This is a genomic window from Shewanella sp. LC6 (assembly GCF_006385735.2).
GTDB lineage: Bacteria > Pseudomonadota > Gammaproteobacteria > Enterobacterales > Shewanellaceae > Shewanella > Shewanella xiamenensis.
In genome coordinates this window covers 4687186-4701497 of sequence record NZ_CP043902.1, presented here as the reverse complement: position 1 = coordinate 4701497, position 14312 = coordinate 4687186, and the positions used below count along the sequence as shown (strand labels likewise).

13 protein-coding genes are annotated in these 14312 nt (G+C 46.1%); 9 read left to right on the top strand and 4 right to left on the bottom strand.

Annotation, left to right across the window (positions count from 1 at the left end; translation table 11 throughout):
- Positions 1-4 precede the first annotated feature (4 nt).
- From FJD32_RS21010 to FJD32_RS20990, 5 genes are all read left to right on the top strand, one after another.
- Positions 5-1459, top strand: coding sequence for a protein adenylyltransferase SelO (locus tag FJD32_RS21010; protein WP_069453790.1), 1455 nt, complete (start codon positions 5-7; stop codon positions 1457-1459).
- Positions 1460-1470: 11 nt separating this feature from the next.
- Positions 1471-1764: a DUF3630 family protein gene (locus FJD32_RS21005; RefSeq protein WP_088586257.1), complete on the top strand. Its 294-nt coding sequence runs from the start codon at positions 1471-1473 to the stop codon at positions 1762-1764.
- Between the two features lie 29 nt (positions 1765-1793).
- Positions 1794-2831: a serine/threonine protein kinase gene (locus FJD32_RS21000; protein ID WP_069453788.1), complete on the top strand. Its 1038-nt coding sequence runs from the start codon at positions 1794-1796 to the stop codon at positions 2829-2831.
- Positions 2832-2959: 128 nt separating this feature from the next.
- On the top strand, positions 2960-3568 hold the full coding sequence (locus FJD32_RS20995; RefSeq protein ID WP_088586256.1) for a thiol:disulfide interchange protein DsbA/DsbL: 609 nt from the start codon (positions 2960-2962) through the stop codon (positions 3566-3568).
- 453 nt (positions 3569-4021) lie between these two features.
- Entirely contained in the window at positions 4022-4234 is a 213-nt protein-coding gene (locus FJD32_RS20990) for a DUF1107 domain-containing protein (protein WP_011070699.1), read from the top strand.
- Here the strand turns inward: FJD32_RS20990 and FJD32_RS20985 are convergent.
- Complete coding sequence (locus FJD32_RS20985; RefSeq protein ID WP_037413745.1) at positions 4231-4452, bottom strand: cell division protein ZapB; 222 nt, start codon at positions 4450-4452, stop codon at positions 4231-4233. The genes FJD32_RS20990 and FJD32_RS20985 overlap by 4 nt on opposite strands.
- 179 nt (positions 4453-4631) lie before the next feature.
- Between FJD32_RS20985 and FJD32_RS20980 the strand changes: the two genes are divergently transcribed.
- Both FJD32_RS20980 and FJD32_RS20975 read left to right on the top strand, forming a co-directional pair.
- A complete protein-coding gene (locus FJD32_RS20980; RefSeq protein WP_047534212.1) occupies positions 4632-6152 on the top strand; it encodes a Na+/H+ antiporter NhaC family protein in 1521 nt (506 codons plus the stop codon).
- Positions 6153-6208: 56 nt separating this feature from the next.
- Positions 6209-6565 (top strand): RidA family protein, encoded by a 357-nt coding sequence (locus tag FJD32_RS20975; protein WP_037413739.1) that lies wholly within the window; start codon positions 6209-6211, stop codon positions 6563-6565.
- A 136-nt stretch (positions 6566-6701) separates the two neighbouring features.
- Here the strand turns inward: FJD32_RS20975 and FJD32_RS20970 are convergent, their stop codons facing one another.
- Together FJD32_RS20970 and FJD32_RS20965 are read right to left on the bottom strand one after the other, a co-directional pair.
- Positions 6702-7037, bottom strand: coding sequence for a hypothetical protein (locus FJD32_RS20970; RefSeq protein WP_088586255.1), 336 nt, complete (start codon positions 7035-7037; stop codon positions 6702-6704).
- A gap of 17 nt (positions 7038-7054) precedes the next feature.
- Entirely contained in the window at positions 7055-7321 is a 267-nt protein-coding gene (locus FJD32_RS20965) for a Rho-binding antiterminator (protein WP_037413736.1), read from the bottom strand.
- Between the two features lie 71 nt (positions 7322-7392).
- On the opposite strand from FJD32_RS20965, the gene FJD32_RS20960 reads away from it, so the two are divergent.
- The gene (locus FJD32_RS20960; RefSeq protein ID WP_088586254.1) at positions 7393-8214 is read left to right on the top strand and encodes a DUF1223 domain-containing protein; all 822 of its coding nucleotides are present in this window, start codon (positions 7393-7395) and stop codon (positions 8212-8214) included.
- Between the two features lie 154 nt (positions 8215-8368).
- Entirely contained in the window at positions 8369-9460 is a 1092-nt protein-coding gene (locus tag FJD32_RS20955; protein WP_088586253.1) for a branched-chain amino acid aminotransferase, read from the top strand.
- 40 nt (positions 9461-9500) lie between these two features.
- Here the strand turns inward: FJD32_RS20955 and FJD32_RS20950 are convergent, their stop codons facing one another.
- A complete protein-coding gene (locus tag FJD32_RS20950; protein ID WP_088586252.1) occupies positions 9501-14039 on the bottom strand; it encodes an EAL domain-containing protein in 4539 nt (1512 codons plus the stop codon).
- Between the last annotated feature and the right edge of the window lie 273 nt (positions 14040-14312).

The window sequence follows — 14312 nt, the reverse complement described above, 5'->3', positions numbered from 1 at the left end:
ATTGATGAAGTTCAAACAGGATTTTTTCACCCAATTGCCTGAGTTTTATTCCCAAGTCTATCCGCAGGGCATTAGTAACCCCCATTGGCTCGCTTGGAGTGAAGATGCCGCGTCATTAATTGGCTTAAGTCAGCCAACAGATGGGTTATTACAGGGCTTATCGGGTAACGCGGCTGTTGAAGGTGCAAGCTATTATGCGCAGGTTTATAGCGGGCACCAGTTTGGTGGCTATACCCCTAGATTAGGCGATGGGCGCTCGATTATTCTCGGTGAAGCAATCGGCCCTAATGGTGCATGGGATGTGGCGCTCAAAGGCGGCGGACCGACCCCTTATTCTCGTCATGGTGATGGCAGAGCCGTAATGCGCTCTGCGGTGCGGGAGTTTCTCGTTTCTGAGGCATTGCACCATTTAGGTGTGCCAACGACCCGTGCCTTGGCGGTGATCGGCTCTGATATGCCCGTTTGGCGCGAGAGCCAAGAAACCGCAGCCATTACTGTGCGTTTGGCGCGCAGCCATATCCGTTTCGGTCATTTCGAATTTTTCTGCCATAGCGAGCGTGGTCAAGCCGATAAGCTGACGCAATTGCTCAACTTTACCTTGAAGCAGCATTATCCGCATTTGAGCTGCGATCTGGCGGGTTATAAAGCTTGGTTTTTACAGGTGGTGCAAGATACCGCCAAGATGATCGCCCATTGGCAGGCTATCGGTTTTGCCCACGGGGTGATGAACACCGATAATATGTCGATTCTTGGTGATAGTTTCGATTTTGGCCCGTTTGCCTTCCTCGATACCTTCCAAGAAGACTTTATTTGTAATCATTCCGATCCTGAAGGGCGTTATGCCTTTGGGCAGCAGCCCGGCATTGGGCTGTGGAACCTGCAACGTTTAGCGCAGGCGTTGACGCCTGTTATCCCGTCAGATGATTTAATTGCCGCTTTGAATCAATATCAACATGCTCTAGTGCAGCATTATTTGATGCTGATGCGCGCTAAGTTAGGACTCGCTGAGCGAGCGGATTCGACAGCCGAGCAGGATCAACAGGACTTAGAACTCATTGGCCGCTTTACCGTGTTGATGGAGAAAAATCAGCTGGATTACAGCAACACTTGGCGTCGATTTGGTCAGCTTGATCCTAGCAGTGTGCACACGCCTTTGCGGGATGATTTTATTGATCTCAACGAGTTCGATACTTGGTATCAGGCATATCAGGTGCGGCTTGGTAAGGTTACTGATGTTGAGGCGTGGCAGCAGGCGCGTAATAACATCAATCCCAAGTATATTTTGCGCAACTATTTGGCCCAAGAAGCGATTATCGCCGTTGAAGAAGGGGATCTTGCGCCGCTACAGCGTTTGCACCAAGTGTTGCGTCAACCGTTTAGCGAGCAAGCTGAGCATGACGATCTGGCCAAGCGTCCTCCGGATTGGGGGCAAGGGCTGATTATGTCGTGCAGTAGTTGATGGAAGTAAAGATGAAATTAAACGCCATTCAGTTAGATAGAGCCGCGTTAAGCTTAAGTGTGAGCGGTGATATCGATTTTGATCATTTCGAAACCTTTGCCGAGCCGTTAGCCCAGGCCTTAGATTGCCGCGTGCGCGAGCGTCAATGGGGAGCCGATCGTCATCAATGGTTATTGGAGTTTGAAGGTACACCACTTTGGCTCAATTATGAGTTTTACGGCAATATCTGTTGGCTGAGTGTGGAGCGTGAGGCTGATGTTGAGGTGCTAGAATACCTTGCCACGCTGTTAAGCCGCCACTTATGAGCGCGCCACCATTTAATGAGAGAGTTCCAATGAGCCTAGATACGTTAAATCAACACCAAAGTGCCATCGATAATGCTGATTCGGGGGCGGCCTTTGCTTTTCAAGCTCTAACACCGGATTTGATTTTAGATGCTATCGAAAGTCTTGGCATTTACCCTGAAACGGGTCTGCTTGCACTCAATAGCTACGAAAACCGCGTGTATCAATTTCGCAGTGATGAAGGGCGGCGCTATGTAGTGAAGTTTTATCGTCCAAATCGCTGGACCGATGCGCAAATTCAGGAGGAGCACGATTTTGCCCTCGCGCTTGCCGAGCAGGAAATCCCGATGGCGGTGCCAGCCTTAGTGCAAGGGCGTACCTTGCACCATTTCCAAGGTTTTCGGTTTGCACTGTTTCCTTCCATCGGTGGTCGAGCCTTTGAGGTCGATAATTTAGAACAGTTGGAATTTGTTGGCCGTTTTATCGGTCGTATACATCAGTACGGCGCGCAGTCGGTTTTTCATGCCCGCGAACCGCTCAATCCGCAAATCTTAGGCGATGAGCCTTTGGCGTGGTTGAAACAATCAGAATTAGTGCCGACTTCTCTACGGGTCGCCTTTTTCACTGTGGTCGAACAAGTGCTGGCGAAGGTCAACACCGTTTGGTCGCAGCAATGTTTCAAACCGATTCGCTTGCATGGCGATCTACACCCAGGGAATATTCTTTGGACACCCGATGGGCCGGGTTTTGTGGATTTAGACGATGCCCGCATGGGACCTGCCATTCAAGATTTATGGATGATGCTAACGGGGGATAGGGCGCAGCAGCAACTGCAACTCGAGGTATTGCTCGAAGCCTATGAGGAATTTTGTGAATTCGATACGCGGCAACTGGCGTTGATTGAACCCCTACGCGCATTACGGATGGTGCACTATAACGCTTGGATTGGCAGGCGTTGGCAAGATCCGGCTTTCCCTATGCATTTCCCATGGTTTGGGGATGAAAAGTATTGGGAGCAGCAGATTTTGGCATTTAAGGAGCAACTCGCGGCACTTAATGAACCACCGCTAAGTTTGATCCCTTATTAAATGTGTGAACAGGGTGGGATTTACGTGGCTCTCTTGCCTAACGGATTGAACTCTCAGCTTGAGTTACACTCAAAAAATGAAATATGTTAGGCTCCAGCTATTTTAGATAATTGATTTAAGGAAAATTCATGAAAAAAGCATTACTTATGGCGGCAGCGCTGTTATTGGCTCCATTCGCGGTTTCGGCAGCGGAATACAAAGAAGGCGTACATTACACTGTGATTAATGATGGTCCCGCGACAGCTAAACCTGAAATCACCGAGTTTTTCTCTTTCTATTGCCCACATTGCTACAACTTTTCGAAAACGGTTGTGCCTAAAATTTTGGCTGAAAAGCCAGCAGGTGTTGAATTTAACCAAGCCCACGTTGATTTTATCGGCAAAGAAATGGGCGTAGAGATGTCACGCGCTTTTGCGGTTGCTCATCAACTCAATGTCGATGAAAAAATCGATGCGGCTTTATTTGCTGCCATCCATGACAAGAAACAACACTTTACTAGCCGTGACGATGTGCGTGCCTTATTTGTGGCTAATGGCGTTGATGGTAAAGCTTTTGATGCCGCAGCAGATTCATTTATGGTCAAAGCCCAAATGGCGAAAATGAAGCGCGATACTGAAAACGCGAAACTTTCTGGCGTGCCTGCGATAGTGGTGAATGGCAAATACCGTGTTGAAACGGGTGCGATTAAGTCCTATGACGAGCTATTAGACATTGCTTATTACTTAGCGAGGAAGTGATTATCTTAGGATTGCGGTGATTTAGTCATCTGATTGCAATCTAACTCATTGATAATGAAAAAATAATAAAAAAGGAGCCGAGCGCTCCTTTTTTATTGGCCGCATCAAATTGTCCAGAATACGTTGAACCAGTTTTGCGGAGAATGCGTATTAGGATTTAGGCAAAAAAAACCGTACTTCCGATAATGGAGAGTACGGACTTGAGCCATATGGCTCATTTTTACCCTGAGTAACACGGATGATTTTAGATAAGCGTCAAAATAATGTCAATAGTCAAAATGTTGACACTTGGGTTTGTGTTTATCATTGCTTTATTTTTATAAATTAAATCAATTTGTTATTTTGTATTTATTGTAAGTTTTGAAAATAATTCTTTATCGATGAAACTCAATTGGACATCTTTCTGTCAAATGACTGTGGTCAATAACAACAAAAATGCCTGTAGGGGGTTATATGAGAGTTTTCCCTGTCTACGCACCTAAGCTTATTGTTAAGCATGCGCGTATTTTTCTCACTGGTGTGATATGGGTAAAAGACTTAGGTCGATTGGAATTTGAAAAAGGAAGATTTTTATTACCGAGAAAAAGCCTGCCAAAAGTAAAGCAGGCTATCTTAGAGCTGAACGAATTGATTGAAGCGCAGAATCATCAAACTAAAACAGCTTAGATTTCACTATTGAGCAAGCCAACAAGTCCGGTAACTTTCTCGTTCCAAGAACTCAGTTCTTGCTGCAATTGTTGGTTTTGCTCACTTAATTGTTGGTTTTGCTCACTCAAGGTTGACGTCTTTTGCTTCTCTTCCTCTAGCTCCATTTTTAGAAGCTCGATAGTTTCGAGTGTAGCCTGGATCTTGGTTTCCAGTTTGGACAGTAATTCAAGGCTCATCTGGAGAGTCCTATAGTTTCTGGATGGGACTGTGATTCTAGCAGTGCCAAGAGCATAAGGAATAGCAGTCTTTGCCGTTTGGCTAAAAAATGCCCGATAACGGAGTGCTAATTTAAGTTTTTTTGCATTTGTTATTAACTCGTTAGTATTCTTGGTTTTATTTATTATCGGAATGGCCCATGACATCAAGCCTGCTCGCCATAATTCCCCTGTTATTAACCTTAGTGTTAGCCCTATGGTTGCGACGTACCTTAGTTGCCCTAGGTGTTGGTATCCTCTCGGGCGCCTTGATTATTGCCCACTTCAATATACTGCAAAGCTTAAGTTATCTTGTGGAGATAGGCGTTAAGCAGTTTTATAGCCAAGATGCATGGCAATGGTGGCATTTAAACGTGCTAATGGCCATGTTATTACTGGGTAGCATGACACAGCTACTTGCCCGAAGTGGTGCGGTAGGGCAGTTCGGTGATTGGTTATATCAGCGTATTCGTACGGGCCGACAAGCGCGTATTGGTGTCGTATTGCTGGGTTGGTTAGTGTTTATTGATGGTATTTTTAGCTGTCTTGCCGTGGGCCATGTGTGCCAACCGTTGAGCCAGCGTTATGGTATCCGTCAGACGCAACTGGCTTATTTGGTTGACTCTAATGCGTCGCCGCTTTGTTCTCTCTTGCCTTTTTCTAGCTGGGGGCCCTATGTGATGGCGCTACTGGCGGGACTCAGCTTTTTACCCGTTTCAGCCCTTGAAGCCTTTATCGAGGTGGCCTTATCCAATTTTTATGCGATTACGACTTTAGGTTTGTCGTTGATTGTGGCCTGGTTTGGGGTCGGATTTAATCCTATGGAGAGGGCTGCGTTGGGAGCTGAGCCGCTGGATACTGATCATGTTGAAATTGTATCGCCTAGCACCCAAGGGAATCCTTGGCTGTTGTCCATTCCGATGCTGACCTTACTGTGCGCCTCTGTCGGTTTAACTCTCTGGTCTGGCGCGCAGCAGGTGCCGTCATGGGATATTTCGGCCTGGTTAGCCAGCGCTGATATTGGTGCTGCGATGCGTGATGCGTGTTTGTTATCGACGTTAGTGACTCTAGTGTTGTTGCTGCTGTCGGGCCGAAGCATTGGGAAACTGCTGGGCGATTTAGCCCATGGGGTTCGGATGATCGCCTTTGCTATCGCGATTTTACTCTGCACTTGGATGATAGGTGCTGTAATCCAAGATCTGGGCGTAGCGAGTTTATTGGCCGATTGGGCAAAATGGTATTTATCCCCCAGTTTGCTGGTGGCGGGGATGTTCCTGCTTTGCGCTATCATGGCCTTTGCCACAGGTTCAAGCTGGGGAACCTTTGCGATTATGATCCCCATCGGCGGAGAAATCGCCCATAACATGGATGCCAGCTTGCTGTTACCGGTATTAAGTGCGGTGATGGCAGGCTCGGTGTTTGGCGATCACTGCTCGCCAATTTCCGATACCAGCGTGCTGAGCGCGACGAGCTCAGGCTGTTTACCCCATGACCATGTGGTGACTCAACTGCCCTTCGCATTAATTGCTGCTGTTGCGGCATTAGTGGGATTTCAGTTAGTCAATTTATCTGTGGCAACAGTGTTTGTATGGTGTGGCGTGATATTTACGGCGCTAGGTTTGCTCATGCTAATGACGCGCTTTTATCCACCCTGGGTGGGCGCTCGTTCGCAGACAAACTGAGCCTTTCGGGGTAAAATGGTCACAGAATTAACTATCTGATTTAAGAGATTATCCCTATGAGCATTACCCGTTTAGATGTTGGTACACGTATGAGCAGCATAGTGATCCACCAAGGCACAGTGTACTTATGTGGCCAAGTGGCGAAGGATAAGTATCAAAACATCACCGAACAAACGACGACTATGCTAGAGGAAGTTGATACCCTGTTAGCGCAGGCGGGCAGTTCCCGTGAGCACTTGTTGTCAGCCACTATCTATCTAAAGGATATGAATGACTACGATGCCATGAATGCCGTTTGGGACGCTTGGGTACCACAAGGTCATGCACCAGCCCGTGCCTGTGTACAGGCGGCGATTGCCGAGCCCGAATATTTGGTTGAAGTCTCTGTGATTGCAGCTGTAGCCAAGGCGTAAACCGCGATCGACAGCTAAGTCAGTCGTAAAGCCAAGTTAATACTTGGCTTTATTCGTCATCAGGTAATTGCTGCCAGAGATTCTGGTGTCATATCCGTCGCAACAACGCGATTTTCAATTAAAACAAGATCTTCAGTTAGAAATAGCGAGCCAGATTTGCCGGAATATTTGGGCTGTGCGAGGCATAATGTGCCTGCAACCCTTGGGAGATGGCTTCAATATTCAGTGTTGGTAAATCTTGCGCTATGATGGCCGCAGCCCAAGATGCGTGGAGCTTGAGTTGAGTATAATGTTCAGTTTCAATAAACCGTGCCAACGAATAACGGCTGCCGCCTAATCCGTGCCCCCAACCTTCGCTAACGTCAAAGGGGGAATCGAGTCGCTTGCTATCAAACTCCACCAAGTAGGGATATTGGCCATGGTGACCACCAGTCCAATCGCCTAATTCCAACAGCAGAATCATCCTTGCCATTTATTTTTGCTCCTTTGTTATTGGCTCGCAATCATAACACGGCCAAAACTAGCAGCGGGATCCGTGGGCGTGATGGCGATAATGCTATCTAGCCGCAGTGTTTGCTGGCCCGCTTGATGTTCAACGACCAGCCATTCAGTCTTATCGGCATGGGTCTGAGTCGTAATTGCCCGTGCTTGGCACTGGCTGCCGTCCTGTAACTCAATCTTGAGCCAATAGCTCCGAAGGCAAGCCAGCTCAAGGTAGTCATAATGGGCACAGGGGATCATTTTATAGTCAGACATCATCTTTTTTCTCAGTTGAATGATTTAGGTGCAATTCAAGGTCTCATCACTCAGTGATAGGAGGATTGAATATGAAATGCATCTTACTCGTTGGTCTTTTGTGGTTGCAGTGGTGGCAACCTGTATTTGCTCAGACATTGGCCCCATTTCAAGCGCAGAGTGCCGTGACCCGTCCTTATATTATCGAACTTTACACCTCACAGGGATGCAGTAGTTGTCCGCCCGCCGAAGCTTGGTTATCTGAGCAGTTTAACCAGACCGATTTATGGCAGAAATATTTTCCGCTAGCCTTTCATGTGACCTATTGGGATTACCTTGGTTGGCGGGATATTTTTGGTCAAAAAGCATTTAGTGAGCGCCAATATCAACATTTAAACCAAAAGCATACACGGCAAGTGTATACGCCACAGTTTGTGATTAATGCTAAGGAGTGGCGTGGCTGGTTTTCGGGTGAATTAACCGAGATTTTTGCCGAGCCTCAACCTGAGGTGGGTGTGCTTAAAGTGCGTATCGCCAACCAGCAGCTTGAGGCGAGTTTTGTGCCACAGCAACCTTGGGGGCAGCATAAAGATTTGAGTCAAGCACGTTTACAGTTAGCACTCGTCGGCTCAGGGTTAACTAGTGAAATTAAACGCGGTGAGAATCGCCATAAGCAGTTAACCCATGACTTTGTTGTATTTAGCATGCAATCAATCCCTGTGAGTGTCCGTGCGACGGAGTTTGTTGCATCAGATTCAGCACTGTATTTTGAGCAATATCTCAATAGCATTCCGGCTACGGCGAAGAAGGCACCTCATTTAGCTTGGGTGGTGTGGTTAACGCTAAATGAAGAGCCCATACAAGCCGTCGGTGGTTGGCTTGAGGCGAAGCAGGGGGAAATCCAAAGTCAATAAGGGAAGTAGAATCAACCTATTCAAGATTACGGCAAGCTAATAAGACATTTTTGCTGGGTTATTTTATCGGCTAAGACTTTTAGATGAATCTCACCTATTGACTTTATTCTTGTCGCTACCTAGTCTGCTTGTTCAGTAATCAAGGTGGTATGCGATGGAAATAAAATACGATTTAAAACCTGCGTCCGAACGCCGTACTGAGCAATTCAAGCCCGAAGGAAATGTGGGCTTCGGTAGCCTCAGAACCGATCATATGTTTTTAATGGATTATCGCGATGGTGAGTGGCGCGATCCTCGTATTGTGCCCTATGGCCCGTTTGAAATGGCGCCGGGTGCGATGGCCCTGCATTATGGTCAGTCAATCTTCGAAGGCGCCAAGGCCTTTATGCATCAAGATGGCGAAATTTACACGTTCCGCATCAACAAAAACGCCGAGCGTATGAATCGCTCTGCGGATATTGTCTGTATTCCTAATATTGATGAGCAGATGCAAATCGATGCGATCAACGCCTTGATCGACGTAGACCGTCTTTGGTTCCCGATGCAAGAAGGTGCCTGTTTATACATTCGCCCCTTTATTTTTGCGACCGAAGACCGTCTGTCTGTAAGCCCAAGTTCGCGCTACACATTCTGCGTGGTGTTAAGCCCAAGTGGTGCTTACTACGCGGCGGGTGTGAATAAAGGCATTCGTCTACTGATCAGCAAGACTTACCATCGCGCCGTATCGGGTGGTACTGGCGCCTCTAAAGCAGCGGGTAACTATGCTGCCTCATTGCGTGCGGGTAAAGCAGCCGCAAAGTTTGGTGCTTCGCAGGTACTGTATTTAGATGCGAACAACCAACAGATTGAAGAAGCGGGCGCGATGAACCACTTCCACATTCTGAAAGATGGCACAGTGATCATCCCAACCTTCACCGATACCATTTTAAAATCGATTACCTCGCAATCTATTATGGAGCTGGGTGAATTGCTCGGCTGCGAAGTGCGCCAAGAGACGGTCATGCTGGATAAGTTTATCGCCGATATCGAATCCGGTGAGATTATCGAAGCGGGAGGTTTTGGGACTGCTGCCGTAGTGTCTGCTGTCGGTTCCTATATTTTTGAAGATGGTCGAGTGGTGACTGTGGGCAACGGTGAAGTAGGTGAGCATATTCAACGCATCTACAAGCTGTATACCGATATCCAGAAAGGCCATATTCAAGGCCCTGATGGCTGGGTGAGACGCGTTGAGCGTATCGCACCTTAATAGTTTCTAAATCAATACGATAAGGCTCCATGATGGAGCCTTATTCTTTTGCGTCTTGACGCTTTTGTATCTGTTGTATTAAAAGTGTTTGGCAATCTTTGGCGCTCAGCGGTTTACTCAGCAGAAAGCCTTGGACTTGATCACAGCCTTGCAGCGCCAAGAAGTTAAGTTGTTCTTGAGTTTCAACCCCTTCTGCCACCACATTCAACTCTAGGCTGTGGGCGAGAGCAATAATCGCGCTGGTAATGGCCGCATCATCGGGGTCGTTGGTTATGTCGCGCACAAACTCGCGGTCAATTTTTAAGGTATCAATAGGGAAACGTTTGAGGTAACTCAAGCTTGAATAGCCAGTACCGAAATCGTCTACAGCAATGGTTAAGCCTAATGCTTTGAGTTTTGAGAGGATATTAACTGACTCCTGTGGGTTGCCCATGATCATCGATTCAGTTAGCTCCAACTCAAGAGCCTGGGCGGGAAGTCCTGATACCGCAAGGGCTACTTCAATGGTTGAGATAATATCGGCCTTTAACTGTCTAGCAGACAAGTTAACGGCCATGGTGATATCGCTAAAACCTAACTCATTCCATTCGGCCAGTTGTTGGCAAGCGTGGTTAATCACCCAATGGCCTATTTGATTGATCATGCCTGTTTCTTCCGCGAGGGGAATAAACTCGGCGGGAGAAATGGGGCCTAATTCTGAATGCTGCCAGCGCAGTAGTGCTTCAAGCCCTGTCAGAGATCCATTGCGTAGGCAAAACTTAGGTTGATACACCAAGCTTAACTCATTGTGGGCGATTGCTTGTTTTAATCCCGTTTCGAGCAGCATATGGCGAGTCGCCATCTCATTGAGTTTATTGGTGTAAAACTGAAAGTTATTTCGCCCGAGAGCCTTAGCATGGTACATGGCGGTATCGGCAAATTTAATTAACGAATCCACATCTACAGCATCATTAGGATAGAGACTGATACCTATCGAAGTGGAGATAGTGAGGGATTTGTCCTCTAATAAGAAGGGCGCTTGAAAGGCTTTGAGCACTTTTTCCGAAATTAACGTCGCTGCTTTAGTTTTCGCCACACCTTCTAGAATAATGGTAAATTCATCACCACCCAAGCGGGCTACGGTATCTCCTTCGCGGACGGCATTTTGCAGCCTATGGGCCACTGCTTTGAGTAATAGATCGCCAATGTGGTGCCCCATAGAGTCGTTAATGTGCTTAAAACGGTCGAGGTCTAAAAACAGTAGGGCGACAATATTATTCGATCTATGTGCTTGAGATATCGCGTGATTAAGCCGGTCTTGGAATAAGGTTCGATTAGGCAGCCCTGTGAGCGTGTCAAAGCTAGCGAGGAAACGTAAATCCTCCTCGGCCTTTTTGCGCTCTGTAATATCAGTAAATACCGCCACAAAGTGGCTAGTTTCACCTTTTACGTCAATTACTTGATTAATCTCGAGCCACACCAAAATTGCTCTACGGGCCTTATTGCGGATCCAAATTTCTCCCGCCCAATGTTTATGGCGTAGTAGTTGCTGTTCAATGCTATTAAACAGATCCCGTTGTTTTCTACTGTAGGCTAAGTGAATTAAGTATTTATCACTAATCTGCCGCTCTGAATAACCAGTGATATTGCTAAAAGCAGGGTTTACCGAACGGATTCGATAGTCTAATCCTGCCACCACGACGGCTTCATTCATGCTATTTAGCACTTGTGAGGAGAGTACCAGCTCGTTTTCGATCAGCTTGCGCGAGGTAATATCCCGAGTTGTGCCCGTCATACGAATGGGATGGTCCTGCCCATTAGCTTCAACAACTTTACCCCGCTCAAGGATCCAAACCCATTTGTTGGGCGAATGCTCAATGCGGTATTCCACTTCAAAGAAGGGAGTGCGTCCTTGTAGGTGTTCGGCTAACTCGTGCCTAAATCTTTCCCTATCTTCAGGATGAGCATTGTCGTGCAGTAGATGGTGACGGTTCCATTGAGGGACAGGTATATCTGTATGCGTCCGGTAAACCTGTTGTTCTTGGATATTCCAGTCCCACATCCCGTCGCCCGAAGCCCAAAGCGCCAGTTTAAGCCGTTCTTCAGATGCACGAATGCTAGTTTCAAACTCTTGTTGTTGGCGACGTTTTTGTTTGCGCCATTTTACTATCCATATCAGTAGAGTTAGTGTCAGTAGAATATAAAGCGCATAGGCCAATTCGGTGCGATAAAAAGGTGCATTGACGGTTAAATCGACCAAAAGCGTATAGTCACCTTGACGGTTGTATTCAAGTGAGTGGCGCACATGGAGCACGTAGTTGCCTGGATCGATATTAGTGAAGGTGATTTCATTGCCTGTCGGTAAATCGTGCCAATGGTTATCAAATCCTTCGAGGAAATAACTAAAGCGGTTTTTTCCTGTATAGCTAAAATCCAGTGAGGTGATTTCAAAGCTCACTAATTGATCGGCGTAGTTCATTACGATTTTCGGCGGATGACTCAGATCTAAAATCGTCTGTTTTTGGCCGGCAATTTTATATGCTGTGAGTGCTACCTTCGCTTCACCCCTTTTGTCAGGTAGGATTTTAGGGTTAAAGCGATTGATGCCATTAATTCCGCCAAACCAGAGATCGCCATCACTGTCTTTAAGTTTTACACCACCGTTAAATTCCAGTGCCTGTAAGCCTTCCTGTTCGTTGAAATTAATAATTTTGTTATTGATAGGGTTTAATTTTCCAATACCGGCATTGCTACTGAACCAAATATGATGCTCATCATCCTCCAGCAGAGCGTAAATTGTATCGCTGGGTAGACCTTGTTCACGGGTATAATCACTAAAAATGGGCAATAAGGTTTGATACGATAGCAGACTAATGCCACCGTGGGTCGCAAACCAAACATCACCATTACTTGCGACTAAGATATCCCTAATGCGGTTATTGATAATGCTGTTTTTGTCATGGGGGTCATGGTAAAAAACGTCGCCATGCCCCGTTTGCATATCTAATTTTACTAGTCCATTGAGCGAACCAATCCACAGAATATTATTATTGGCCCTAAGGGTGAGTAACAGGTTTTGTGTAGGATGAAAATTTTCAATGCCTGTTAGCGAAACAGGCGTAAATTCATCATTTATAGTGGATTTCCGATATAGCGCATGGGATGTCGCTACCCAGAGCCTATTTTGATCATCTAACTCTAGACTGCGGATATAGTTCGCTTCTGCTGAGGTGTCTTTGCTATCTGCAACATTAAGTAGGCTAAATTCACCGTTTGGAGCCAGACGCCCTAGTCCATAGTTACTGGCAAACCAGAGGGCGCCTTGCTTATCTTGAATAATCGAGCGCAGAGTGAGGTTTAAGTATTGAGTCTCTAACCCTAATGCCTTGGCAAACAAAGTGCTGTAATTTTCATATGTTTTACTATTTCGTGCTAACCGCTTAAGGCCCGCGCCTTCTGTTCCTATCCACAGTGCCTGATCTTGGCTGCGGTAAAGGCTACGGACATTATTGCTCTGTTGAGGTAATTCGGTCGTATATTCAAACAGATGCTGAAAATATTGACGGCGAGTGTTGATCTTATTCAATCCAGAATAACTCGCGCCGAGCCATAGATTGCCAAAAGGATCTTCTAGCAGGGATAAGATATTGTTTTCACTGATACTGTTGGTGCGTTTGGGATCAAATTTATGATAAGTTGCAACGAATTGATCCGCCTCTCTTTCTAATTGTATTAAACCAGCTTCAGGTCCGACGACCCAGAATTGTCCTTGGGATGTTTGAACAAAATCTTTGATATAGGGAACATTATTTTCTGCTTGCCAGATGATAGTCCCTTGTTGAGTGGTCAGATCATAGTGCCAGAGCTGATTACCAAGCGCTAAGCTAATTGCTCGACTTGAATTGGCTTTAATCTGATAAGCAATCACATCCTGCGGCACATTCAGCCGCGTAATCGTATTTGCACTTACAGCAAAGGTACCATTATCCCTGGTTCCTGCGAGTAAATAGGTGTTATCAACATTGGCAAGACTGGTGATGTAGGGTTCAACGCTGGTTCCTAGTGAAACTTGGGTTAAGCGTTTTGTTCTTGTGGAAAAAGAAAACAAGCCACTTTGAGTGCCAATCCACAGCGTATTGCCGACAATATTGAGTTTAGTGACCCTGGGATCGGTGAGACCCTGTTCTATGCCAATGCGTTCAAAGGTGCCTGTTTTTAAATTGAGCCGATTTATACCTTGGCTAAAAGTACCTATCCAAAGATAACCTTGGGCATCTTGGATAATATCCGAGATAAAACTTTCTGAAATGCTTTGAGGATCATTAGGGGAGTGGATAAAAAGATTGAAGTTGTAACCGTTATAGCTATGGAGTCCATCTTGAGTGCCAATCCACAGCATGCCAGCACTGTCCATAAATAGGCTGGTGATTGTGTTTTGGTTTAACCCTTCTTCGCTGCGGATATGCTCAAATTTAAGCAGTGTATTTGCCGCATTAAGCGGTAATGCCAAGCCTGCGGGAAGCACCGCAACAAAACTGAGAATGCAGAGCACGCTAACGATTAGTCTAAGGATTGGTTGACTCAAAGCTACCCCTATCATTCCCTACTTTTTCCCCAATTTTGGGAGGTATTATTAACGTTACTTTAGGAATGTCGCGTTAAGAATGAGACTGACGCGATCTCAGTTTTAAAATTAAAATAATGGTTAATTTATTCACAGATTTATATAGCGTAAGGTGTTTTTATCAATATCAGCTGTGACCAACGCAAGTTTAGCATTTTTTACCGAATGCCAACATATTGCAGCTCGCAGGGAAGATAAATAAAAAAAGACCTTGCCGGAAGGGGGAGAAGCAAGGCCTTTGGTTGAACT

What these genes read in the sequence shown, in the direction of transcription:
- FJD32_RS20995 (WP_088586256.1), top strand. Translation starts at nt 2,960, where the DNA reads ATGAAAAAAGCATTACTTATGGCGGCAGCGCTGTTATTGGCTCCATTC.
- FJD32_RS20965 (WP_037413736.1), bottom strand. Translation starts at nt 7,321, where the DNA reads ATGTCTGACTATAAAATGATCCCCTGTGCCCATTATGACTACCTTGAG.
- FJD32_RS20990 (WP_011070699.1), top strand. Translation starts at nt 4,022, where the DNA reads ATGAGAGTTTTCCCTGTCTACGCACCTAAGCTTATTGTTAAGCATGCG.
- FJD32_RS21010 (WP_069453790.1), top strand. Translation starts at nt 5, where the DNA reads ATGAAGTTCAAACAGGATTTTTTCACCCAATTGCCTGAGTTTTATTCC.
- FJD32_RS21005 (WP_088586257.1), top strand. Translation starts at nt 1,471, where the DNA reads ATGAAATTAAACGCCATTCAGTTAGATAGAGCCGCGTTAAGCTTAAGT.
- FJD32_RS20980 (WP_047534212.1), top strand. Translation starts at nt 4,632, where the DNA reads ATGACATCAAGCCTGCTCGCCATAATTCCCCTGTTATTAACCTTAGTG.
- FJD32_RS20975 (WP_037413739.1), top strand. Translation starts at nt 6,209, where the DNA reads ATGAGCATTACCCGTTTAGATGTTGGTACACGTATGAGCAGCATAGTG.
- FJD32_RS20985 (WP_037413745.1), bottom strand. Translation starts at nt 4,452, where the DNA reads ATGAGCCTTGAATTACTGTCCAAACTGGAAACCAAGATCCAGGCTACA.
- FJD32_RS20955 (WP_088586253.1), top strand. Translation starts at nt 8,369, where the DNA reads ATGGAAATAAAATACGATTTAAAACCTGCGTCCGAACGCCGTACTGAG.
- FJD32_RS21000 (WP_069453788.1), top strand. Translation starts at nt 1,794, where the DNA reads ATGAGCCTAGATACGTTAAATCAACACCAAAGTGCCATCGATAATGCT.
- FJD32_RS20970 (WP_088586255.1), bottom strand. Translation starts at nt 7,037, where the DNA reads ATGGCAAGGATGATTCTGCTGTTGGAATTAGGCGATTGGACTGGTGGT.
- FJD32_RS20960 (WP_088586254.1), top strand. Translation starts at nt 7,393, where the DNA reads ATGAAATGCATCTTACTCGTTGGTCTTTTGTGGTTGCAGTGGTGGCAA.
- FJD32_RS20950 (WP_088586252.1), bottom strand. Translation starts at nt 14,039, where the DNA reads ATGATAGGGGTAGCTTTGAGTCAACCAATCCTTAGACTAATCGTTAGC.